Source organism: Amycolatopsis sp. CA-128772 (assembly GCF_002904295.1).
Lineage (GTDB): Bacteria > Actinomycetota > Actinomycetes > Mycobacteriales > Pseudonocardiaceae > Amycolatopsis.
The window spans coordinates 20,151-41,777 of the sequence record NZ_PPHG01000018.1 but is presented as its reverse complement, the minus strand read 5'-3'; the positions used below and the strand labels follow the sequence as shown (position 1 = coordinate 41,777).

At 70.9% G+C, this 21,627-nt stretch carries 20 protein-coding genes; 3 read left to right on the top strand and 17 right to left on the bottom strand.

Going from position 1 to position 21,627, the window contains the following annotated elements; all coding sequences use genetic code 11:
- Positions 1-2: 2 nt before the first annotated feature.
- From mobF to C2L59_RS07000, 11 genes are all read right to left on the bottom strand, one after another.
- Positions 3-4,490 (bottom strand): MobF family relaxase, encoded by a 4,488-nt coding sequence (gene mobF, locus C2L59_RS50035; protein ID WP_103348695.1) that lies wholly within the window; start codon positions 4,488-4,490, stop codon positions 3-5.
- Between the two features lie 220 nt (positions 4,491-4,710).
- Positions 4,711-5,592, bottom strand: a complete 882-nt coding sequence (locus tag C2L59_RS07050) for a hypothetical protein (RefSeq protein WP_103348694.1) — start codon at positions 5,590-5,592, stop codon at positions 4,711-4,713.
- On the bottom strand, positions 5,589-6,758 hold the full coding sequence (locus tag C2L59_RS07045) for a hypothetical protein (protein ID WP_103348693.1): 1,170 nt from the start codon (positions 6,756-6,758) through the stop codon (positions 5,589-5,591). Before C2L59_RS07045 ends, C2L59_RS07050 begins: the two co-directional genes overlap by 4 nt.
- On the bottom strand, positions 6,755-8,284 hold the full coding sequence (locus C2L59_RS07040) for a hypothetical protein (protein ID WP_146060280.1): 1,530 nt from the start codon (positions 8,282-8,284) through the stop codon (positions 6,755-6,757). The genes C2L59_RS07045 and C2L59_RS07040 overlap by 4 nt, the downstream gene beginning before the upstream one ends.
- On the bottom strand, positions 8,281-9,045 hold the full coding sequence (locus tag C2L59_RS07030) for a hypothetical protein (RefSeq protein ID WP_103348690.1): 765 nt from the start codon (positions 9,043-9,045) through the stop codon (positions 8,281-8,283). Before C2L59_RS07030 ends, C2L59_RS07040 begins: the two co-directional genes overlap by 4 nt.
- 2 nt (positions 9,046-9,047) lie before the next feature.
- Complete coding sequence (locus C2L59_RS07025) at positions 9,048-9,263, bottom strand: hypothetical protein (RefSeq protein ID WP_199198949.1); 216 nt, start codon at positions 9,261-9,263, stop codon at positions 9,048-9,050.
- Positions 9,260-9,634 carry an SsgA family sporulation/cell division regulator gene (locus C2L59_RS07020; protein ID WP_103348689.1) on the bottom strand — a complete coding sequence of 125 codons (375 nt, stop codon included), beginning with the start codon at positions 9,632-9,634 and terminating at the stop codon, positions 9,260-9,262. The genes C2L59_RS07025 and C2L59_RS07020 overlap by 4 nt, the downstream gene beginning before the upstream one ends.
- On the bottom strand, positions 9,631-9,921 hold the full coding sequence (locus tag C2L59_RS07015; protein ID WP_146060279.1) for a hypothetical protein: 291 nt from the start codon (positions 9,919-9,921) through the stop codon (positions 9,631-9,633). The genes C2L59_RS07020 and C2L59_RS07015 overlap by 4 nt, the downstream gene beginning before the upstream one ends.
- The gene (locus C2L59_RS07010; RefSeq protein ID WP_199198948.1) at positions 9,918-10,397 is read right to left on the bottom strand and encodes a hypothetical protein; all 480 of its coding nucleotides are present in this window, start codon (positions 10,395-10,397) and stop codon (positions 9,918-9,920) included. The genes C2L59_RS07015 and C2L59_RS07010 overlap by 4 nt, the downstream gene beginning before the upstream one ends.
- A gap of 5 nt (positions 10,398-10,402) precedes the next feature.
- Entirely contained in the window at positions 10,403-12,514 is a 2,112-nt protein-coding gene (locus tag C2L59_RS07005; protein WP_103348687.1) for a type IV secretory system conjugative DNA transfer family protein, read from the bottom strand.
- Positions 12,514-12,768 carry an AlpA family transcriptional regulator gene (locus C2L59_RS07000; RefSeq protein WP_255410245.1) on the bottom strand — a complete coding sequence of 85 codons (255 nt, stop codon included), beginning with the start codon at positions 12,766-12,768 and terminating at the stop codon, positions 12,514-12,516. The genes C2L59_RS07005 and C2L59_RS07000 overlap by 1 nt, the downstream gene beginning before the upstream one ends.
- Before the next feature lie 343 nt (positions 12,769-13,111).
- On the opposite strand from C2L59_RS07000, the gene C2L59_RS06995 reads away from it, so the two are divergent.
- On the top strand, positions 13,112-13,780 hold the full coding sequence (locus C2L59_RS06995; RefSeq protein ID WP_103348686.1) for a GntR family transcriptional regulator: 669 nt from the start codon (positions 13,112-13,114) through the stop codon (positions 13,778-13,780).
- A gap of 69 nt (positions 13,781-13,849) precedes the next feature.
- Here C2L59_RS06995 and C2L59_RS06990 read toward each other — a convergent pair whose 3' ends face one another.
- The 4 genes from C2L59_RS06990 to C2L59_RS06975 form a co-directional block, all read right to left on the bottom strand.
- Positions 13,850-14,689: a hypothetical protein gene (locus C2L59_RS06990; protein ID WP_103348685.1), complete on the bottom strand. Its 840-nt coding sequence runs from the start codon at positions 14,687-14,689 to the stop codon at positions 13,850-13,852.
- A 349-nt stretch (positions 14,690-15,038) separates the two neighbouring features.
- Positions 15,039-16,067, bottom strand: a complete 1,029-nt coding sequence (locus tag C2L59_RS06985) for a pentapeptide repeat-containing protein (protein WP_103348684.1) — start codon at positions 16,065-16,067, stop codon at positions 15,039-15,041.
- A 31-nt stretch (positions 16,068-16,098) separates the two neighbouring features.
- Positions 16,099-16,896, bottom strand: coding sequence for an alpha/beta fold hydrolase (locus C2L59_RS06980; protein WP_103348683.1), 798 nt, complete (start codon positions 16,894-16,896; stop codon positions 16,099-16,101).
- Entirely contained in the window at positions 16,893-17,690 is a 798-nt protein-coding gene (locus C2L59_RS06975; protein ID WP_103348682.1) for an NAD(P)H-binding protein, read from the bottom strand. Before C2L59_RS06975 ends, C2L59_RS06980 begins: the two co-directional genes overlap by 4 nt.
- A 48-nt stretch (positions 17,691-17,738) precedes the next feature.
- On the opposite strand from C2L59_RS06975, the gene C2L59_RS06970 reads away from it, so the two are divergent.
- Positions 17,739-18,122 (top strand): helix-turn-helix domain-containing protein, encoded by a 384-nt coding sequence (locus tag C2L59_RS06970; protein WP_199198947.1) that lies wholly within the window; start codon positions 17,739-17,741, stop codon positions 18,120-18,122.
- A gap of 22 nt (positions 18,123-18,144) precedes the next feature.
- Here the strand turns inward: C2L59_RS06970 and C2L59_RS06965 are convergent, their stop codons facing one another.
- Positions 18,145-18,414 (bottom strand): hypothetical protein, encoded by a 270-nt coding sequence (locus tag C2L59_RS06965; RefSeq protein WP_103348680.1) that lies wholly within the window; start codon positions 18,412-18,414, stop codon positions 18,145-18,147.
- A 148-nt stretch (positions 18,415-18,562) separates the two neighbouring features.
- Between C2L59_RS06965 and C2L59_RS06960 the strand changes: the two genes are divergently transcribed.
- Entirely contained in the window at positions 18,563-20,026 is a 1,464-nt protein-coding gene (locus C2L59_RS06960; RefSeq protein ID WP_146060278.1) for a helix-turn-helix domain-containing protein, read from the top strand.
- On the opposite strand, the gene C2L59_RS06955 is transcribed toward C2L59_RS06960, so the two are convergent.
- On the bottom strand, positions 20,005-21,573 hold the full coding sequence (locus C2L59_RS06955) for a carbohydrate-binding protein (protein ID WP_103348678.1): 1,569 nt from the start codon (positions 21,571-21,573) through the stop codon (positions 20,005-20,007). The genes C2L59_RS06960 and C2L59_RS06955 overlap by 22 nt on opposite strands.
- Between the last annotated feature and the right edge of the window lie 54 nt (positions 21,574-21,627).

Below are 21,627 nucleotides of genomic sequence, written 5' to 3'. Positions count from 1 at the left end.
GCTCATCGCGCGGACACGGCGCCGTCGTCGTCGGCCAGCTCGGCCGCCGCGGCGGCGTCACTTTCGTGACGTCGGTGCATCTTCGCAGCCTGCGCTTCCTCCGCAGCGCGCCGCTGTTCGGCCGCGTGCCGGGCGGCGATCTCCTGCAGCGCCCGCTGCGCCCGGTCGATCTTCCCGGCCGTTTCGTCCGCTGTCGGCACCCGCAGCTCGTCGGACTCGGTGACCGGCTCCTCCTCGGCGGCGATCTCCCGTACGTCGGGCACCGCGGTCTCCACCGGGACCACCTCGGCGACGTCGCCGGCGACGCGGGCGACGTCGCCCTCGGTCTCCGCCTCGGCTGCGGCGGTGTCGGCGGCGCGTTCGCGCACGGTCTCGGCGAGGTCGTACTCGGCGGTGACCTGCCGGTGGGCGTCCTCGTCGGCCAGGTGCTCGTGGTGCACGTCGAGCCATTCGTCCGCAGTCACCAGCGGCGCCGGGTCGGTGTTGGCGTCGCGGGCGGCGAGTTCGAGCCGGGACCGGTCCGCGGCGGCGCGGGTCTCGGCGGTGTGGGCGTACCACAACGCTCGGGCCTCGTCCGCCTTCTCCAGCTCGCGCACCCGCTCGGCGAGCACCTCGGCCAGCGCCTCGGCGTCGGCGGCCTCGGCCAGCAGCCGCTCCCGCTGCACTTCGTCGGGGGCGGCGTCGGCTTCGGCGCGGCGCATCGCCGCGTCGCGGCGGCGGGTGTCGAGGGCCTGGTGGGTGCCGGCGAGTTCGTTGCCGACGAACTCCGGGCCCCACGCCTTTTCCCGTTCCCACGCCCGCGTCCGGACCAGCAGCTGCCCGTCGGACATCTCCAGCTCGTCGCGCCCCGACTCCGGTCGGCCGAGGGTGCGCCAGGCGGAGCGCCACGACGCGTAGGCATCGGACTGCCCGGCCTTCGGCGCCGCCCCGAGCGCGGTGGTCTCGTCGTCGACGCCGGTCAGCTCACGGTGCGCGGCGACAACGCCGGCTTTCTCCTTCCATTCGGCCAGCGCGTCCGGGTCGGCCGGCGGCGTGCCGAACGCCTCGATCGCCCACTGCTGCGGGTGCTCGGCCAGCTGGTTGCCCAGGTCCTGGCGGCGTTGGTCGGCGGCGGTGGCCAGCGACCGCAGGTAGGTCGCCCACTGCGGATCGTCGACCTGGGGCAGCCAGTCGGCGTAGGAGTCACCGACCGGGTCGAGGGTGACCGCGGCGGTAATCCGGCCGTGGATCACGTTCGTCAGCTGCCGAGCCCCGGAGAAGTCCCGCACCGCGACCGCGTCGGCGAGGACCCGGCGCGGGTCGTGCCCGGCCAGCTCCGCCCGGCGCAGCACTCGCGCCAGGGTCGGGCCGCCGTCCTCGGCGGCGATCCGAGCCCGCTGGTTCTCCGTCAGCGTCCCGTCCTCCACCAGCTCGTCCAGCCACCGCGCGGTTCGCCCGGCGGTGGCCAGCTCGGTCGCATCCGCCAGCAACTCGGCCGGGGTGCGGATCGCGTCGTTCTCCGCGGCGGCCTCAGTCGCCTCCTGCAGCGCCGAGCGCTGCGCCGTGGCGCCGTCGAACGCGGCGGCCAGCACCGCGGCCGGGGTCCGCTTCACCGCCTCCAGCGCCGCGCCGTCCGGGGCGTCGGCGGGGACGGCGAGGGTGGTGACGTGGGCGGTGTTGCCGTGTCGGCCACGGGTCAGCCCCACGTAGAGCGCGCGCTGGCCCGACGATTCGGTAACCACGGCGTGACTGGTGTCGACCGTCAGGCCCTGGGCACTGTGGACGGTCGAGGCGTAGCCGAGGGTCATGTGCTCGTCCACATAGGAGCCGGGCAGGGTCATCGGGTCGCCGAGGACCTCGCCGACGCCGGCCTCGCGCCCGAGCACGCGGGCGACAACCAGGCCGCCGTCCTCGCGGGTGTCGAGGACGCGGTACTGCTTGCGGTTGACCGGGACCTCGCGGTTGCCCGCGAACCCGGCCAGGTGCCAGCCGTTCTTGCGGGCCTGCACCAGGTCCCCGATCCCGGCGTAGGTGCCTTGCTGCCCGAGCGGCACCCCCGTTTCGGCGACGCGGCCGAGCCGGACGAGTTCGTTGCGCAGTTCTGCGGACAGCTGCGCGGCCTGCTCGTTGGTGTCGACGGTGAGGATCGAGTGCTTCCCGGCGAGAGTGTCCGCGAGCCACGCCTTCGCCGCTGCGGCCTCGGCCTGCTCGCGGGTGCCGGCGTCGATGATCCGGCCGTGCTTGTGGTACTCCCCCAGCACGCTCTCGTCGCCGTCGCGCAGCCGCAGCGACGCGCCGCGCTCCCAGTCGGCGGCGAAGCGGCGGACCTCGGTCAGCTCGTAGGCGGCGCCGGCTTCGGCCATCATGTCCATGCCTCCCCCGGCGCCGACCGCGGCGAGCTGCTGGTGGTCGCCGGTCAGCAGCAGCTTCGCCTCCGCCGCGGCGACGTGGTGGTGGATCTTCGCCAGGTCGGCGGTGTTCGCCATCGCCGACTCGTCCACCACCACCAGATCCCCGGCGTTCAGCCGCCACGCCTCGTGCTCCGGGTGCATCGACCCGGCCGAGAGGCGTTCCTGCGCGGTCAGCCACCGCGCGATGTTTCGCGCCGTCAAGCCTTCGCCCTCAAGCACGTCGGTGGCGACCTGGCTGGAGGCCAGGCCGACGACCCGGCGGGCCTTCCCGTCCCACAGTCCCGGGTCGGTCCATGCCCTCGCCAGCGCACCGACCACGAAGGACTTGCCGGTGCCGGCCGGGCCGACGAGCGACTCGACCGCGGCCCCGGAAGTCAGCACGCCGCGCACCGCGGCGGCCTGGTCCGGGCCGAGCACCACGTCCATCTCGGCCAGCGCGGCGGTGAACCCGTCGACCGTGGCGACGTCGACCGCCGGAGCGCCGCCGCGGGCGGTCGCGGCCAGCAGTGCGCGTTCGGTGTGGACGTGCTCCGGCGTCGCATACAGCTGCCCCGCCGGGGCGTCGTAGGCCGAGCGGCCATCGGCCAGCTTCAACGCCGCCGGGAGCACCGCCGTGCCCGGACGCGCCGCCGACAACGGCGTCGCCAGCTTCACCCCCTCCGCGGTCAGCGAGTCCAGCAGCCGCGCCAGCTGGGCGCCGTCGAGGTCGCCGAGCTGATCCGGCAGCGCATCGGAGATCGCGCGGGTCAGGTCCGGCGCCGTCCACCCGGCCTTGCGGGACTGCACGTTCGCCATCGCCGTCTTCAGCACCTCCGCCGGCGACCACTGCGTCGCCGGGCGCGGGCCGTGCGCCAGATTCAGCACGTCCCGGGCAACGCCAGCCAGGCCGTCGGCGACCTCCGCCCGCAACTCGGCGTCCCACCGCGCCAGGCGCTGCTCGACGGTCTCGCCGTCGTGGGACTTGGCCTTGCGCGTGGCGAAGGTGGCCTGGCGCTGCAGCCGGTCCAGCTCGAGTGCGTTCGGTTCGCGCCCGAACCGCGCCTCGAACTGCGCCACCAGCCCGGCGGTCTTCTTCGTCACCGCGCGGCGCCGCGAGCTGAACAGGTCCATCACCCGCGCATCGATCCCGAGGACCTCGCGGGACTTGCCGTCCGGGCGGGTGGCCACCCGTACCCCGAGCGCGCGGGCGAGGTGCTCCTCGGTGGTGCGCTCGCCGACCGCGGCGGCGGCGCCGCGGAACTTGTGCAGCGCCTTCGAGTCCAGCGTCCGCCACTGCCCGTCCGCGCCCTGCACGCGGTTGAGGATCGGGTTGTGGATGTGCAGCTGCGGGTCGTGGTTGCGGGAATCGTGCTGGAAGAACGACGCGACGACGAAGTCGTGCGCGTCGATAAACCGCCCGGCGGCGCCGCCGTGGTGCCCGACCCGGGAATAGCCGGCGTGCTCGGACAGGTAGTCCAGCGCCGCCCGGTTCCCCGCCCAGATCGCATCCTCCACCGCGTCGCGGTGCACGCGCCACGACTCCGCCGTGGCTCGGGCGTCGTCGCGCTGCCGGGCGAACTCCGCCAGCTCCTCCGGCGACGCCCCCGCCGCCACCGCGGCGTCCAGCGTCCCGGACAGCCGTTGCGCCGTCCGTTCAGCCCGGACCTGCTGCGCCTCGAACGCCGCGTGCAAGACCGTCACCGACTTCTGGACGCTGAACGTCACGTCCAAAAACGGGACGTTCTTGCGCGCGGACTTGTTCGCGTCCAACCGCAACTGCTCGCGGCGTTCAGCCGTCGCCCCCGGCTCGGCATCCAACGCGGCGGCGTACAACTCGTCCGCCGTCGGATAGTTCCGGCCCGTGTGCCCGAGAGTGGACGCCTCGCCCCAGCGGGCCGGATCCTTGAACGCCTCGTCGCGCGGGTCGACGAAGCACTCGAACACCGCCCGCATGTCCTGCGGATCCACCAGCCCCGTCAGCCCCAGCTTCTCCGCGCCGGCGCCATACCAGCGGCCCGGCGGCTCCCCCGCCGTCACCGCGCCCGTGTAGTAGTTCTCCCGGCCCGCGGCGATCTCGTTGAGCACGTAGTCGACCGAGTAACCGGTGGAAATCGACAGCATCAGAACCCCCTTTCAAGATCAACACGCGGTACTTGAAGATCAACAACGGCGGTGGCGTTCCCGCGCGCCGGCACCGGCGCAGCGGCCCGACTGATCGTGATGCCTAGGTGTGCATCTCTTCTTGGATCTGGTGAGTTGTTGCTGGGTGAGTGGCTGATGGTGATGTGGGACTGCTGAGGTGGCTTACTGAGTGGTTCTGCTGTGGTGCTGCTGAGATGGATCATGAGTTGTTCTGGTGGGGCTTGAGTTCGGTGATGAGCTGCAGTGGTGCGGGCTGTTCGCGGAGTTCCTGGAGGGCTGTTCCGGCCGTTCCGCGGGAAACTTCGGCGAGCTGCATCAGCTGATCGACGGTTGGGAGTTCGCCGTGCTGCACCTGGTGTCGCCGGGCCGCCGCACGCGCCCGGTCCCGCTTTGGCGACGCCGGCGCATTGACCGGACGTTGCCGCCCCGCCTCGACCGCGACGGCGTCCGAGGACGGCTCCGGCTGGACGGAATCCGAGGGCTCGGCTGGACGTCCACTTAGCCCGCGCGTCTCGGACGTCTCCACTGCACCCGGCTGGACGCCGCCTGTGTGAAGGGCGCGGGATTGGACGCCGGACGGCCGGACTGGATCCGACGGGACGACGAGAGCAGATACAGCCGCAGCTCGGGCGGTGTCATCCGCGCTGCCCGTCCGGTGGTCGGTGGCGAGCATGAACAGCAGGTGCGCCACGATCGCCGCAGCGACAGCGGGCCACGCCCCGACCCCGAACCGCAGCACCTCCGGCGCCGCCTTGCCCGCCGCGCCAGCCGGAGAAGCGACGCCGCCGGCGAGAAACATCGCCTGCGCGACACCCGACAGTCCTGCCGCGAGGATCACCACCGCCCACGCGTAGCCGCGGCCGGCGTCGCCGAGACGGGACGTCGCGACGTAAGCGACGATCGCCAGCCCGTCGGTGATCAGCGGGTAAATCCAGGCGATCCCGCCCGGTACGCCGGACGCGGCGGCCACCTCGAACAGGCCGTGCGCAGTCGCCGCCGCCGCACCCAATGCCACGATCAGCCCGGGCGCGAGCAGCGCCAGCTTCGACCACCCCGAACGGTTGAATTCGGTCCTGCTCATCCGTGCCCCCACTCGTTGTCGGCACCTGCGGCGTCCACTGCGGCCCGCTCCGCGTCGTCGGCGTTCCAGCGGGCGAATCGCCGTCCCCGCTCCTCGTCCTCCCGGCTGACTGCGGCGTGACGCATCGCCGCGTCGGCGGCGTCGACCGCGTGCATGCAGTCGCCCATCTGCCCGTCCAGCCAGCTCCGGTTCTCCGCCGCCGCGGTGTGCGGCGATTGCGACCCCGGTCGCAGCCCCAGGCCCGGCGGAGGGGTCTGCCATTCCGCGCCGGTCAGCTCGTCCACGCCCGCCGCCTCAGCGGCCAGCGCCTCAGCAGCCAGCGCCTCATCGATCCGGTTCAGCACCTCATCGGCGTCCCGGCGGGCGTCCCGGCGGGCGTCCTGGCCGGTGTGGGCCGCCAGGAGATCCAGCTGGGCCTCGTCGGCGGGGCCGCTGGTCGCGGTGACGTCGTCGCTGGTGCTGCGCTCGGTCGTGTCGACGGCGGTGCCATGCCAGTCATTGCACATTCCGCACTCGCCCGACTCGTTGCCGCACGTGGCCACGTGCGCGGCGATCGCCGCCCGCTGTTGCGGATCGCGTATCTGCGCGGCCACGCTCGCGGGGTGCGGCTGACTGGCCGGGCCGAAACCGTAAAGGTTGCGGGCTATCCAGCTATCGGGTTCGGGCTCGCGCTCCGGCTCGGCCGCCGCTGCGGTATCGCTCGCCGGCCCGGAAGGGGAAGGGTCCCAGCCCAGTTCATGGCCGTCGGGTTCCCACTCGAGGTCGTCGTCGTCCTCCGCGACGCCGGCGTAGAGGGTGCGGTCATGCAGTTGCTCGGCGGTGTCCAGTGCCGCCCGCTGCAGGTCCAGCCCGCCGGCGTGCCCTCCCTCGTAGCGTACGATGGCCAGTTCGATCAGCTCATGGTGCCCCGGCACGGAATCGACCGCGGCGCGCCGCGCCGTCTCCGGGTCCGCGCCGGTCGCCAGCTCGCGCTCGTACACCGTCAGCGCGTCGTGCGCCCGGTGGTAATTACCGACGCGCGTCAGGTACGGCAGGTCACGCGCGAGGTCAGTCGCCTGCTCCTGGTCGTCGTGCGCCGCCGGAGCGTCGTGTGTGGGTTCGGTGTGTACCACCTCGACGTCCTCGTCGGCTGGCGCCTGCGGTGCGCGTTCGTTGTTGCTGGTCACTGCTCCTGCCACCCCTCGGTGTCGTCGTCGGCCGTCTCGGTGGCCCGGTCGTCGCTGCTCCAGCGGGCGTAGATCTCGGCTCGCGCGGTGTCCTCGTCGGTGGCGTCCTCCGCGGCGGCCGTCCGCGGCAGGGCCGCTTCGGCTGCATCGACTGCGCGGCCGCTCCCGGCCACGGCATCGCCGAGCGTCACCGCCGGCGGTGGTTCGCCGTCCTGCGCGTCGTTGACGACCTTCGCGCCCGCCTCATCCGTGAAAAGTTGGCTTTGGCCCTTGACCTCGCCCCAGTTGGCCAGCTTGGACTCGACGTCGGTCCGGTCCTCGGCGTGTTCGTCGTCTTCGTCGTTCTCGTCGGCGGGCGAGCGCAGTTGTGCCTGCAGCTCGGCGATCACGGTCTCGGCTTCGTGCAGCACCCGGAACTCGTTGTGTTCCCGCACTTTCGCGTCGCGGACGGCGGCGTCGGTGGCGGCCAGCCGGGCCGCGGCGGCCGGGTCCATGCCCAGCCGGGTCAGCGACTCGTAGCGGCGCACTGCAGTGGCGGCGAGTCCGTCCGCCGTGGCCGTCTCGGCACCGGTGACATGGCCGTCGAGGGCGGCGCGGGCCTGCTCGTGGGCGGCGTCGAACCCGGGCAGGTCGACCTCGTCCTGCCGGACCGCCGCCACCGCGCCGGTCCAGGCGTCGACCGCGGCGACGTCCTCAGCCACGCCGTCGCGGACACCGGCGATGAACCCGGCGACGGCGTGGATCGCCACCGCATCCCCGCCCGCCGCGGTGGCGGCTGCCTGGTCGATGTCCATTCCGAAATTGCGCAGCGACAGGAACTGTCCGATCGCCGCGTCGGCCGTCGCGCTCGCCACCGCCGCGTCCCGGGCGGCGGTGAGGTCCATCTCGTGGAACTCGATGTCGTCGGCGAACTGCCCGACCGCTTCCTCGACCCCCGGGGCGTCGCCGGCCAGTTCCAGGGCGGGCAGGTGCTCGACTCCGTCGGCGCGGGCGGCGAGGTAGGCGTCGATCCCGGCCTGCACCTGCGGTACGACCAGGCGGTGCCGGGGACCGGTTTCCCGGACCCCGGCCACCTCGACCCCGTCCGGGAGCACCGTGCCGTCCTCGAACGCGACCATCACCGGCGCCGCGAGCGGGCCCTCGGCGTAGCCGTCCCCGCGCCAGCCCACGATTGCCTCACGGAATTCCGCCTTCGCCGCGGCGGTGTCCAGCCCGGCAGCGACTTGCCCGGCCAGCGCGCCGACAGCGGCCTGCACTGCCTCGGCCTGTTCCGGCGCACCGGCCTGCATCCGCATCGCGCATGCGGCCGCGGCCTGCACCGCGACCTCTGCCGCGTCCTCGGCGCCGGCTCCCGCGGCAGTCAGCTGCTCGTAGAGGCCCACCACCGCCGGATCGCCGGCGAAAGCCTGCCCGTCCGGCGCGCCGCCGCGCAGATACCGGGTCAGGGCCCGGTCGGCGCAGAACTCCAGGTCGGCGTAGTTGCGGGGGCGTTCGCGCTGCGCCCGCGTCACCAGGTCCTCGCTCATCGCCGGCCACCCCCGTTCCGGCGGCGCGCGGCTTCGGCCGCGCGGGCGTCCGCGACGACCTCCAGGTCCGGCTCCGGTGCGGGATCGGTGCGGGCGGTCTCCCACCACGCGGCGATCGAGGCCAGCGAGGCATCCGACGGAATCGAGGGTGCGGGCCGGTGCCGTTCGCCGCCGGGCTGGTGGTTCTCCAGCGAGCAGTTCGCCGTCGCGGTCTTGATCCGTTTGACCGCACCGGGGCGATAGCGGTCGTGCCAGTCCGCCGCCCGCGCCACGGTAGCGTCGGCGTCCACATAGGCCGCCAGCCACGACCGCATCAGGCACACCAGCTCCTCGACCACGTCCGGGTGCCACCACCAGCACTCCGTCAGCGCGGCGTCGGAGTAGCGCAGGAACACCCGCACCAGCCACGCCGCCAGCTCGGTCAGCACCACCTGCGCCGCGCCGATATCGCTGTCTTCGTCGTCGGGCAGGTCCAGCCACGACAGCGGCGGCGTCCGCCCACCCGGCTCGTCCGGGCTCGCGTTGTCCACCAGGGCCTTCACGACCTTGGCCAGCTTCGTCACCTGCTCCGGCAGCGGCGCCACCTCGTCATGCAGACGCTTGACCTGATCCGGCAGCGGCGTCACCGCCTCCAGCGCCATCCGCAGCCCCTCGACCTCGCGGGCCAGCCCGCTGACCGCGGCCGTGCTCGCGCACCCCGGATGCGGCTGCCCCGCGCCTGCGGCGCCGGCGGGCCCGTCGGTCGTGTTGTCGTTGCTCATGATCAGGCCACCTCCACCAGGTCGAAGCGGGCGTGCAGTTCGGGCCATTTGGCGTGGTGCCGGCCGTCGGCGGTGTGGTAGCAGCCGTCGGGGCCGGGCTCCCAGCGCCGCATCAGGTCATCGCGCACCGGCGGGTGATCGGCCGGTTCCGGCGTGTCGGCGACTCCCGCGGCCAGCCACACCCGCGGCCGGCGCGACGTGTTGGCCGTGGTGTTCACGGCGCCTCCCCGGGGAATCCGGCGGTGTCCGACCAGTCCAGGAATTCGCCCTCGTGGCCGGGCATCACGAGCCGGTGGGTCAGCGTGACCAGCGCGGCGACGTCGTCGCGGCGGAACACCACCCAGCCGACACCGTCGGGAGTGGACAGTCCCAGCGTCACCACGTCCCCGCGGGCGGTGACCCGCACATCCCCGATCCCGGCTGCGCCGGTGTCCAGGCCCTCGGCCAGCAGTTCTCGGCCGATCAGCCACTCCTGCTCGCACACCGCGACGGGGAAGCCCAGCGTGATCACGTAGGGGTCATTCGTGCAGTAGCGCGCGGTCACGGCCACCACGCCCCGGCCGATCAGGGCAGGAAGCTCCATCCTCATCGCCGCCCACCCCGCTCCGGCGCGGGCTCGGCCAGCCGGCGGCCGGCCTCGGCGATCACCCAGGCCACGAAGTCCAGGCGCAGCCCGGCCGCGACATCGCCGGCCAGGTAGGCGGTGATCTGCTGCGCGGTCTGCCCGTTGAGGGCCCGCCACACGACGATCTCCACCACCGCCACCACGACGTTGAACCGCTCCTCGGCCTGGCCGCGGGCGACTTCCCGCGCCAGCTCGGCGATCACGGTCGTGATCCGGGCGGTGCGGATCGGGCCCATTGGCATGGTGGTCACGGGATCACCGCCAGCACTGCCGCGGCGATCCCGAGAGCCAGGCGGTGCAGGGCCTGATCGGCCAGGTACATGCCGTTGAGGCCGCCCGCCTCTAGCTCGGCGAAACGGGCCTGGCGCAGGCAGTTCAGTAGGCGCCACACCGGCCACCGGCGGTCCAGGAACGCGTGCGTGCCCGCCGACCAAACCAGCGCAGCGAGCACGCCGAGCACCGACCAGCGCAGCGGCAGCACCAGCCACGCGCCGAACCCGAGCAGGGTCAGCACCGCGTGGTACTGCGCCACGTGAGACAGGTTTGCGGCCCAGCCGCGGCGAGGGTTCACACCCGCGGCGACCTCACCCGCGGTCGGGGCACCTTTGCGCGCGGCCTGGTGGTCGGTCTGGCCGCCCACGTGGTCGGCCAGGGTGTGCCCGACCGACAGCACCACCCATGAGGCGCCGAAGGTCGAGAGCGTCATCATCTGCATGCTCGTGTCCATGCCGGTCACCGACCTTCACCGCGGTCGTCGCTGCCGGCCTCGGCCCAGCGGGCGTCCAGCTCGGCGTCCAGTGCTGCCAGCGGATCCGCCTCCGGTGCGGGAGCCGTGGCCGCGCCGGCGTCCGGCGCGGCGGGTGCGTTGGTCTCGGGCACGTCGAGGCGGACGGTCTCCGCGCGCACCATCGGCTCGGCGTGATCCTGCGCCGGAACCTCCACCCCGGCGCCTCCGGCGCGGGTCTTGCGGTCGCTGGCCCACTGCTCGGCGCGGGCCACCCACGGCTCGACCCGGTCGGCGAGGGTGTCGACCACCGCGGCCAGCCACGTCGTGGCCGCCTCGTGCCGCATCGACCAGCGCTGCGCGAACGCCGCGCGGGCCTCGGCTCGAGCGAGCGCCTTGACGTCGCGGCGCTCCCACGCCATCCGCAGCTTCCCCACCGCCGCGGGCATCCCGCGCCGCACGACCAGCGCATGCCGCTCCGGCAGGTGCGAGATCTCCCCTGGCGACATCACCGGAACCTGCTGCGGGTTGCGCCCGGTCACCCGGCCGCCGGCGTCTTCCTGCTCGACCATCACCTGCCGCTCGGCGGTCAGCATCGAATACGCCTGCAGGTCGTCGGAGTCGCGGGCACCGGCGAGGATGAGCACGCTGGCGGAGTTGGTCATGATCGCCGCGCAGCCGTTGTCGCCCCACCGCTGCCGCAGCTGCGCGCGGGACTGGGCACCGATGTGGATGGTGATGTTGCGCCCGCCCATGTCCGCGGTCCACTTCGGTGCCGGGACCGGCGCGATGAGCGCGGCCTCGTCGAGCACGGCGGTGAACGCGGTGTCCAGGCGCCCGGACGGGGACTCGGTGGCGATCCGGCGGGCCTCCCGGGCGATGTGCCCGGTGAGCGCCGCGAGCAGCGGCGCGGTGTGCGCTTCTTCCGCGCCCAGCAGGTACACCGTCGCCTTCGACTCCAGCAGTTCGGCGACGTCGAAGCTCCCGCCGGTCGCGGCCGCCTTCGCCGTCGGGTCGGTCAGGTAGGCCAGCGCGGGCATGATCGTCGTCGTGATCGAGGACCGGGTCCGGTCGTTGGTGGTCAGGAACTGCCGGGCGGCGGTGACGAACATCGGCTCCGGCGAGCGGCGCAGCAGCCGCAGCACCTCGTCGGCGCTGCCGTCGGGGTCGGCGACCCACTCGGCGACCTCGGCCATCGACAGCTCACCCAACGCGGCGGCGTGCATCAGCGTCGCCAGCGCCCGGCGGGCTTGGGACACCCAGTGCTCGCGTTCGTCCGAGCCGCCTTCGCCGGGCAGCAGGTCCCCCGCCCGGTAGGTGGCGGTCACCGGGTTCTCGCAGCCGAACACCGGGTCGAACGTGATCGTCGAGGCCAGCTTGCCCATGCCGGACGGGTTGAAAATGTAGGTCGGGCCGTGGTCGCGTTCGCGCAGCTTCGCGGTCAGCTCGATCAGGTCCGTGCGCGTGCTGGTGGCGATCGCCGCGCCCGGCGCGTCGATCAGCAGCCCGGCCAGGTGCCCGGTCTTGCCTGAGCGGGGCCCGCCGAAGATGAGGGTGACGTCTTCGACCGGCGTCCACAGCCACTGCAAACCGACCCGGACCAGCCGGGTCGCGTACGCGGTCACCGGGACCCGCCGGCGCGCCCGCCGCGACAACGACTTCAGCGACGGCTTCAACGTCGCCGCCTTGCGCCGCATCGCCCGCTTCGATGCCTTGCGCCAGATCTGCCAGCGCGACGCGACCCCGCCGTTGCGGCGGGAACGGCGCGACCAGCGTCCCAGCAGGCCCAGCGACCCGCCCCGACCGCGCAGTGCCAGCACGGTGGTGAACAGCAGGACCGGGCCGCCGAGGACCAGGCCCCACGGCCACACGTCGGAGCCCGGGGTCTCGGCCGGGACCCAGCCCAGGAACCAGATCGACAGGCCGACCAGGCCGAGTGCGACCGTCACGGCCTTCGCCGCGTTGCCCTGCACCAGCTCGACCACGCCCAGCACGCCGGCCGCGACACCCGCGACCACGAACCACGGCCAGATCACCGCGATCTTCACGTGCCAGCCGCTCAGCAGCACCCCGATACAGATCAACATCGCCGCCACCAGGGCGGCCCCGAACGTACGCATCAGGCCGCACCCCCCGTCGCGTACTGCGCTTGAATGCTCAGGTCGCCATCAGTTCGGGTCGTCGCGGCCGACTCGCACGCGGCGAGGTAGTCCTCGATTGCCGCACCAGGGATCCGGACCGCACCCTTGCCGGTGCCGAGCCGGATGGCGCGCAGCGCGCCCGACTCGACAGCCCGATAGATCGTCGCGACGGAGACGTCGAAGCCCTCCGCCACCGTCCTCACCCGATACAGCCGGGTTCGTTCCACCTGCATCTTTTCCCCAAAGTGCCGGTCTGGCCGACTCGCCTGGAGTCGCTGACTTCTCAAACGTATACGTAACTTCGTACACGTACAACCCTTGCGTATACGTAGCCGCCATAGACGTCTGACCTGGGGCGCCCCAAATGGGCCGCCACCTGCATAAACAGAGATCAAGTAACGATTGCGATACACGCGAGCGGCCACATGAGGCGGCGAGCGTTCACAGAGTCACGCCACACAGCGGACGTCGCCTCGCGTCGCAGACTTGCGATTCATGGCGAAACGCCTATGTATACGTAACCGTGTATGCTCCTACCGGCCCTTTTCGAGACCGGCCCACAGAGAGGATCATCGCGTGACAGAGCCCGCGTACGTATCGATTGCCGGCGAATACGCCAGGAAGATCCGAGGTGAAGAACTGCCGGCGGGGATTCAACTCCCGAGCTACGCTGAAATCGCGAGTCGGTACGGAGTTTCCGACATCGTGGTACGCAAGGCCATCGAGCTTCTTCAGAACCAGGGTCTCGTGCACGCGATCCGGCGGCGCGGTGTGTTCGTCACCGCACAACCCAACCTGGTTCGGGTTTCACCAGAACGGCAGCTCGAATCAGCCGAGTCCACGTTCGACGGTGAGTCGAGCAGTACCGTCCAGGTTGAACGGTTCTCGGACACGGTTGTCGCAACTGCCGAACTCGCCGACGCGTTCTCGGTCGAACCCGGGGCGACGTTGAGTCACGTCGTCACCCGGGCGTCGGAGGACGCTCGCCCAATCTCTATCTCCGACACTTTCCAGCCCGAAGGGTTTTCCGGGATCGCTGGCGCGAAGTTCCTGGAAGAGACCATCGCCGATCGGCTGCCAACTCCCAGCCACGCCGAGTGGCTCCGCGCGACGCCGGGCGACCTGGTGAAGACGGTCCACCAGAAATTCTCGGCAGCTGACGGGCGAGTACTCATGGTGTCGGACATCTCGTACCCGCGCGATCGCTACGAATCGTTCGTGTTCAGGATGGTGCTCGATTCCTGAGGTCCTACGAGGCAACACTCGATCAGCGGGGCGGGCCCGGTCACCGACTGGCTCCGCCCCGCTTCGCGTTCACCGCCGGATCCAGCCCTGTGCGACATCGCCGAGGTTCCACCACGACACGAAGTTCGAGTCGACCTCGGAGAGCTGCCAACGGTCAGAAAGCGCCTCGAAAAACCGGTCATCGCCGGTTTTCCCACCCTTCGGCTCGCCGATGTAGACCAGCCGATCGCCGCCCAACTGCTCGAACCTGCTCAGCACGCTCGACGCCATCTCATTTCCCCAGCCCGGCGGCCAGCACAAGAACAAGACGGCGCCCGACTGGTCTCCGCTGAGCCCTTCGTCACCGTCGGCAGCTTCGACCTCGTGAAAGACATCGCGACGGTGAGCGGCGTACTCGAACGAGACGTTCTTCGCCGCGCTCGGCGGTTCGACGTCGAACGCGTCGACCGCGAGGCCGAGCCGGCTTAGTTGAGCCGCCCAATACCCGCGGCCCGCGCCCACCTCGACCAACGAGCGGTCACCGCAAAATCGGGCGATCCATCCCAACGTCTCCGGTGACGGAATCGCGTAGGCGTATGTCGACTGGAGCAGCGTTTCGGCGTACGCGAGACGCGCGCTGCCGCGCCCACCCGGCGCGCTCACGACTCGGCGCCCTTCTTTCTTGGATACCAAGGGCTCCACGATCTCCCAGTACGGGTTCGGAGGGGAGACGCCTTCGTCGTCCACCATGAAATGGATGAGTCGAAGGTCGAAGTCCGCGTCGAAGGCGTCGTCACCACTGCCCGGCAGCGTCGGCGCCGTCTCCAGGTACTCGCTAAGCCCGGGGTACTCGCTCGCCAAGCGTCGCTGGTCGTCGAGCAGCTCGACAAGCGCGCGACGGCGTCCGTCCGTCAGAACCAGTTCGGTCACGTCGGCCAGTCTGTCGCATCCTCGCACCCGAGCAACATCAACTGTCCACGTTCGGACGAACGTCTGAGCGCGGGCAGCGGCGTCTCAGTTTCCGTCTCAGTTCGTACGGCTTCCGGCGACCTCAGCCGTCGCTCATGTCGCGCTGACCAGCATGTATGCAACTTTGGGCGCCCTAAGAAACCGCGGCCCCGGGTCTTTGGGAGCGGAGGGTCGCAGGTTCAAATCCTGTCATCCCGACTCAGCTTGACCTGTTTGAACCCGTCCGAGGAGCCGACGCTCGCCGGACGGGGTGCGGTCGGCCGCGCGTGCTTCGGTGCGGCCAAGCGGGTGGAGTGTGCGCCGTCCGCTTCTACGGCGCGTCCGACGGAGTGCCGGCCTCAGCCGGAACGCCCTTCGCGAACTTCGCCTCGCGGAACCAAGCCTTCCCGGCGAACTTCGCGCTCCGGAACCACGCCTCCCCGGCGAACGTCGCTCCTTCGAACGTCATGAGCGCCGCCGCGGTTATGTCGCCGAACACTGCGTCGTCGCTGAATGTCGCCCCTTCGAAAATTGCCTCCTCGCCGAATCGCGCTCCGCCGAACCATGCCTTTCCCGCGAACCTCGCGCCCGGGAAGCGGGTGTTGCCGGTGAACTCCGCCTGGCGGAATGTTGCGTCGCCGGCGAACTTCGCCTCGTCGAACCTCGTCCGGTTCGCTCGGCACTGGCCGAAGTCGAAGTCGATCAGGACCGCTCCGGTGAGGTCCAGGTCGATGTCCGCCCAGAACGTGTCCGCCGGGTGCCGGTCGCTCGTTCCCGGTCGCAGGTGGAAACCGAGGATGCGCTGGGCCGTGCGGCGCACCTCGCGTTCCTGAGCCGACCACTCGTCGGACACCACCCGCGGCGCGCCCTCCGGCGCTGGGCGGCGAATTCCCCGGGACCGGCCGGACGGGAGCGTGCCCGGCACCGGAAACGGCGCCCGCAAGTACGCGCACAGCACGTTCACCACCGTCTGCCGCTGGTCCGGGTTTCCCTGCGCCACCCGCTCGAGGGCGTACAACCCGCCCTGGCGGACCGCCGCCTTCTCCGAGCCCAGCTGCTCGACCGCCTTCACGTACAGCTCCGTCAGGCGCCGCTCGCCCGCGTCGTGCTCGGTGGCCCACTGCCGGCGGCCCGTCAGGACCAGCGCGACCACCCCGCCGGTGCCCGCGCCGACCGTGAGGCCCGTCTTGATCAGCTCGATCTGGTTCTTCGGGTCACCGGTGTCGACGAACGTCAGCAGCACCGAGACCGCCGCCGCCGCGATCACCGCCACCGGGACCACGATCACGACGATCCCCCACCACCACGCACCTCCGCGGCGGCGCCACCGCCGCACCAGACCCGCTCGCGCCTGCTTCATGCCGTCCAGGTCGCCGGCGCGGCCGGTCCTGCTACACCGATCGGCGGAAAACCTCGTTCCGCTCACCCGGTCGCGTGACGCGCGAAAGCCAGCCGGCCAGTGTCTCCGCCAGGGCTTCCGGCTGTTCCTCCGGCGTGTGGTGGCCCGCCTTCTCCGGGCGCCGCGCCACCTCCAGGGATGCGAGCTCCCTGACGCACCAGTCGATCATCAGCGGCGTCAGCATCGTGTCGAAGGCCGGCTCGAACGTCACCAGCAGTTTCGGTACCGCGGGAGACGTCGCCAGCCAGCGGCCGAACGCCTCGATGCGAACCACCACCTCCGGCGGCTCGCCGCCCAGGGGCAACGAGCGGGCGAGCTGCAGCAGCGGGCGGTGGAACGTCGTCGCGTACTCCGGGGGGAGGCCGGAAAGGAACTCGGCCGGGAGGTCGTCGCCGGCCTTGATCGCGCGGAACACCGCCGCGCCCGCCGGCGGGAACTCCTCCCACGTCATCGGCTTCAGGACCGCTTCGGTGAACGCCAGGGCGCGGACCCGCGAAGGATGGCGGGACGCCCAGTCCGCCGCCAGCGCGCCGCCCCAGTCGTGGCCGATCAACACCACATCCGTCAACGCAAGGGCGTCGAACCACTCGTCGAGGTAGCGCGCGTGGTCGTCGAACGTGTAGGCGATGTCCGGCCTGGGTGAGTCGCCCATGCCGATCAGGTCCGGCGCCAGGCGGCGGCCGGGCAGGTGCGGCAGCACGTTGCGCCACAGGAGTGACGACGTCGGGTTGCCGTGCAGGAGCACCACCGGCGGACCATCGCCGGACGAACGGTAGGCCAGCGTCGTCACTTGAACGCCACCGCAAAGCGCGACGCCCACTCCGCGAACGGCCGCGGCGGGCGGCCCAGTACCCGCGAAACGTCCGGGCTCACCTGCTGCTCCGCCGGTGTCGGGGAGCCGAGGATGTCCAACGTCGAGTCCACGATCTCCGGCGGCATGAAGCCCAGCAGCGCCGCGCGGGCCTCCTCCCGCGTCAGCGGCACGAACCGCACCGGCTCACCCAGCGCTTCGCCGATCGCCGCCGCCTGGTCGCGAGGGGAGACGGCCGCCGGACCGGTGAGGACATAGGTCTCGCCCTCGTGCGACGGGTCGAGCAACGCCGCCGCGGCCACCGAGGCGATGTCCTCGGGGTCGACCACCGGCAGGGCCACGTCCGCGAACGGCGCCGCGACCTCGCGACGGGCCCGCACGCTTTCCGCCCACTGGAAAGCGTTCGACGCGAACCCCGCCGGCCGCAGCACCGTCCACTTCAGACCCGACGCACGCACCGCCTCTTCGAACACCGCCGGGTGGCGGCCGGTTCCGACGCCCTGCGACGACAGCAGCACGACCCGCTCGACGCCGGCCGCGGCTGCCCGGGCCAGCACCGGCTCCAGCGGGCCGTCGAAACCTGGCGGCACCATCAGGAACACCGACGACACATCCGAAAAGGACAGTGCGGCCAGGTTTCCCTGCCGCACAACGACTCCCGGCGGCGCCGCGGTGATCCGGCGAGACACCGCCGTCACCTCTTCGCCCGCCGCGGACAGCATCCGCACCAGCGGTTCTCCGACGTTTCCCGTCGCTCCCACCACCATGATCATGGGAAGGACGTTACATTCGCCGGTATAGTAGGTACCTAGAGGAAAGTAATGGCTGGAGGCGCGAAAGTGACCGAGACCACACCCGAGCTGGCCTGCCCGATCGCCCCGGTGGTGGACATCGTGTTCAGCCGCTGGACGACGCCGATCCTGTGGGCGCTCCACGAGTACGGCCGCCAGCGGTTCGTCGAGCTGCAGCGCCGCATCACGACGATCACGCCGAAGGTGCTCACCCAGCGGCTCCGGCAACTGGAGCGCGACGGCCTCGTCGTGCGGACCTACCACGCCGAGGTCCCGCCGCGGGTGGAGTACGAGATCAGCGAGCTGGGCCGCAGCCTCGGCCCGCTGTTCGCGTCACTCGCCGAGTGGTCGGGCAACCTGGAGAAGGTCGACGCGGCCCGGCAGAGCTACGACGAACGCAGCTCGGCCAGGTAGCCCTCGGCCGCCCGACGTCGAGCTAGCGAAGTGGCCGGCTGGGAGACCCCGAACGCTGAGCACCTTCAGGTGGTTGTTCGGAGGCCGACGAACCTGTCATCACCCTGGCCGCACCGAAGGCCGCGTTAGCGGCGCGGAGGGCGTAGGGCTGTCGCGCCTTGTTCATGAACAGGGCGATGAACAAGATCAGGACGCCGAAAAGGATGGCCAGCGTGGCCGGCACGCTGACCACGACGAGCCGAGCGACCGAGGCGGTACCGCGGGGCAGCCGCGGCAACAGGAAGGCCGGCATCCTGCCACCTCGCTTCCCGCCTCGGCTCATCTGCTCTGATGCGGTACATTTTGTCCAAGAGTAGAACACGATGTTCCGACGACGCTAGCCCTGACCTGCTGATCTTTTGTTGTTCCGAATCCGAACAGGTTGACATAGGGTGGAGGCCATGAAGGAAGCGACGGTCACTGCGGTGGTGGCAGACCGTCTTCGCCAGCTTCGCGTCGGGCGAGGATGGTCCGCACAGAGGCTCGCCGACGAATGCGCCCTGATCGAGCCCTCGTCGCTCACCCGAGGCACCATTGCGAAGATCGAATCCGGCGCCCGCAAGTCGATCACCGCGGAGGAGATCGCGACGTTGGCCCTGGTCCTGGGGGTCACGCCGAATGACCTCCTTGAGACGCCCGAAACCCCGGCGGCGCCCACGCGGGACATGTCGACGGAGCCGATACGCCGGATGTTGAGTGACGTGAGGCTGCCGTACAAACCGAAGGCGTTGGTGCGGGAGGCCCGGCTCGGGCTGCCGGTTCCGGATGTCGATGACCACTGGCAGATGTTTCTCCTGCTCAGCGACTTCAACAGCGCTCCGGGGGAGCTGCCGCCGGCCCTGGCCTTCGTCGAAGTACTGGCCGCGAAGCTCGATCAGCCCGTGCGGGACGAGTTGAAAGCGTGGGTGGATCTGCAGGCCGCTCGCCTCCGTCTGGAACCTGGTCTTGCGTCGTTGCGAGCGCGCATGCCGGCCGGTCCGCCCGCAGAACCGACGCTGACCTTGATGATCGTCGTGCAGCCAGACGGAATCGACGCAGACCGCTTCGTGCTGACTTACTGGCGGCAGGACGACCCGGAGGAATGGCCGCCACCCCAGGGGGCCACCAGGAGCGTGGTCATCGACGAGCTCGAGGCCGCCGTCGACGAGATCGTGGTGGCGGCCGAGGTGGAATGGGCCGGATTCGCCGGGGACGCGCGGCTGGAATTCGTGTTGCCGCGCACGTTGATGAATCTGCCGGTGCACCAGTGGCGGAAGGAGCTGAATTCGCCCGACCCGGTGCCGTTGATGCTCGGCTACCCGGTTGTCGTGCGCTCGCTCGAGCGAATGTTCTCACGTCAATGGCATCGGATGTGGCGGAGGCGCTGGCAACACCTGACGGCAGCCGGCAACGGCCGCCGGATTCACTTTGCACAGCTTGATGCCAACCAAGGTCCTGGCCGCATCGACGCGCTGTTGAGTGAGCCGGATCTGGTGGGGACGGTGCTCAGCGAGGCACCCGGACGCCACCCCCGGCCGGGAGATGAGCTGAACGCCGCACTCCGCGCGGGATTGCCGATCATCCTGTGGCATCCCGCTGTTTCTCCTCAGGTCATGCGCGGATTCGTCGAACAGCTGACCTCGGATGGATGGGCCGATTTGCCGTCCCGTGTTCGCGATCTCAGGATCTCCGCAATCCGCAACGCCGATACACCGGTAGCGACAGACCTCGCTCGCGATCTCATCATTCTCTGGGATGACCCCAATCGCTTGATACCGCTGGACGGCACTTCCCTTTCTTCGCGCATCGAGCGCGAAGGGGGGTGGGCATCGCCCCCTCTTCCCACCCCACCGCACGGCGCCGCTTACGGCGAGACGTCCAGGTAGTCCAGGTTCGCCGGCCCATCAGCCGTCGTCGCGGTCACGCGGATCGTGTGCGTCCCCGCCGCCGGCGAGAGCGGGTGGCTCACCGTGCTCCACGTCGTCCACGCGCCCGTCGCCGGGAATGGGACGCCGGCTGCCACCACCGTGCCGTCGATCGAAATGTCCACCGGGCGGGCCGTCGCCGTTCCGTTTGCGTAGCCGAACGTCAGGGCCGATGCCGGGCCCGTCACCTGCCACTCGACGTAGCTGCCCGCCGCGTTGGCGCCGTTCGCGAAGCCCGTTCCGGAATAGCCCGCGTGGTTGGCGTCGATCGTGCCGCCTGTCGAAACAGTGGCGGACTCGGCTTCGTAGCGCGTCGCGCCACTCGCGCGCGAGACGCGGTACAGCACCGTCGCGTGTGAAGGCACCGAAGCGCTGATCGTGCCCGTCGTCGTGCGTACGCCCTTGCTCCACAAGTCCTTCAGCGTGTACGAAGGCGCGCTGCCGATTCCGGTCGCCGATGCCGTGGTGGTGATCGTTGCCGTTGCCGTCGTTTCGTTGGATAGGGCCACCGCGCGGTCGCCGTTCGACAGGACCTTGCTGTACACCACCAGGCCCGCGTTCGCGCTCAGGACCGTTGCCTGCTTGCCCAAGGGGTCCTGGTCCAGCGCGATGACGTCGGTGTTCTTCAGGATCGCGAAGTTGTCGTCCGACACCTTGCGCAGGTCGCTGCCGATCAGCAGCGGCGCGGCCATCATCGCCCACAGGCTGAAGTGCGTGCGGTACTCCGCCGCCGTCATGCCGCCGTTGCCGACCTCCAGCATGTCCGGGTCGTTCCAGTGGCCGGGGCCCGCGTACTGGGCGAGGCCGCGGTTGGTCTGGGCCTTGGCGATCATGCTCGACCACTTGTCCGAGATGTCCCCGGTCGTGCGCCACAGGTTGCCGACCGGCGCGGCCCACGTCCACGGCTGGTTCTGGCCCCACTCGCAGATCGAATACGCGATCGCGCGGCCCGACTTCGCGAGCGCGTCGCGCATGGCCTTGTAGCGCTGCTGCGCGTCGACGCCCTGGTTGTTGCAGTTGTCGTACTTCAGGTAGTCGACGCCCCAGGAGGCGAACAGGTTGGCGTCCTGCTGCTCGTGCCCCAGTGCGCCGGGGAAGCCGGCCTTGTTGCACGTCTTCGTGCCGGCACTGGTGTAGATGCCGAACTTGAGGCCCTTCGAGTGCACGTAGTCGGCGAGGGCCTTGATGCCGCCGGGAAACCGCGCCGGGTCGGGCACCAGGCTGCCCGCCGAGTTGCGTGCCGGGAGGGCCCAGCAGTCGTCGATGTTGACGTACGTGTAGCCCGCGTCCTTGAGGCCCTTGCTGACGAAGATGTCCGCGATGCCCTTGATCATCGCCTCAGTGAACTCGGCGCGGCACTGCGTCGAGTTCCAGTTGTTGAAGCCCATGGGCGGTGTGCGCAGCAGGCCGTTTTCGAGGGCCGACGCCGGGGACGAGCCCAGGACGAGACCGCTGGCCGCGATCGCGAGCGCGGCGGCCGCGCTGGCGATACGCCGGAGTGAGGACATGCGTGCTCCCGGAGTGTGGTGGGCAACCTCCGGTTAGTAAAAGATCCTTCCAAT

Excerpts from the sequence above, each read along its gene's own strand:
- C2L59_RS06985 (WP_103348684.1), bottom strand. The coding sequence starts at position 16,067 with ATGAAGCAGGCGCGAGCGGGTCTGGTGCGGCGGTGGCGCCGCCGCGGA.
- C2L59_RS07040 (WP_146060280.1), bottom strand. The coding sequence starts at position 8,284 with ATGAGCGAGGACCTGGTGACGCGGGCGCAGCGCGAACGCCCCCGCAAC.
- C2L59_RS06955 (WP_103348678.1), bottom strand. The coding sequence starts at position 21,573 with ATGTCCTCACTCCGGCGTATCGCCAGCGCGGCCGCCGCGCTCGCGATC.
- C2L59_RS06970 (WP_199198947.1), top strand. The coding sequence starts at position 17,739 with ATGGCTGGAGGCGCGAAAGTGACCGAGACCACACCCGAGCTGGCCTGC.
- C2L59_RS07010 (WP_199198948.1), bottom strand. The coding sequence starts at position 10,397 with ATGGACACGAGCATGCAGATGATGACGCTCTCGACCTTCGGCGCCTCA.
- C2L59_RS06975 (WP_103348682.1), bottom strand. The coding sequence starts at position 17,690 with ATGATCATGGTGGTGGGAGCGACGGGAAACGTCGGAGAACCGCTGGTG.
- C2L59_RS07005 (WP_103348687.1), bottom strand. The coding sequence starts at position 12,514 with ATGCGTACGTTCGGGGCCGCCCTGGTGGCGGCGATGTTGATCTGTATC.
- mobF (WP_103348695.1), bottom strand. The coding sequence starts at position 4,490 with ATGCTGTCGATTTCCACCGGTTACTCGGTCGACTACGTGCTCAACGAG.
- C2L59_RS06960 (WP_146060278.1), top strand. The coding sequence starts at position 18,563 with ATGAAGGAAGCGACGGTCACTGCGGTGGTGGCAGACCGTCTTCGCCAG.
- C2L59_RS07020 (WP_103348689.1), bottom strand. The coding sequence starts at position 9,634 with ATGAGGATGGAGCTTCCTGCCCTGATCGGCCGGGGCGTGGTGGCCGTG.
- C2L59_RS07030 (WP_103348690.1), bottom strand. The coding sequence starts at position 9,045 with ATGAGCAACGACAACACGACCGACGGGCCCGCCGGCGCCGCAGGCGCG.
- C2L59_RS07000 (WP_255410245.1), bottom strand. The coding sequence starts at position 12,768 with ATGCAGGTGGAACGAACCCGGCTGTATCGGGTGAGGACGGTGGCGGAG.
- C2L59_RS07050 (WP_103348694.1), bottom strand. The coding sequence starts at position 5,592 with ATGAGCAGGACCGAATTCAACCGTTCGGGGTGGTCGAAGCTGGCGCTG.
- C2L59_RS06965 (WP_103348680.1), bottom strand. The coding sequence starts at position 18,414 with ATGCCGGCCTTCCTGTTGCCGCGGCTGCCCCGCGGTACCGCCTCGGTC.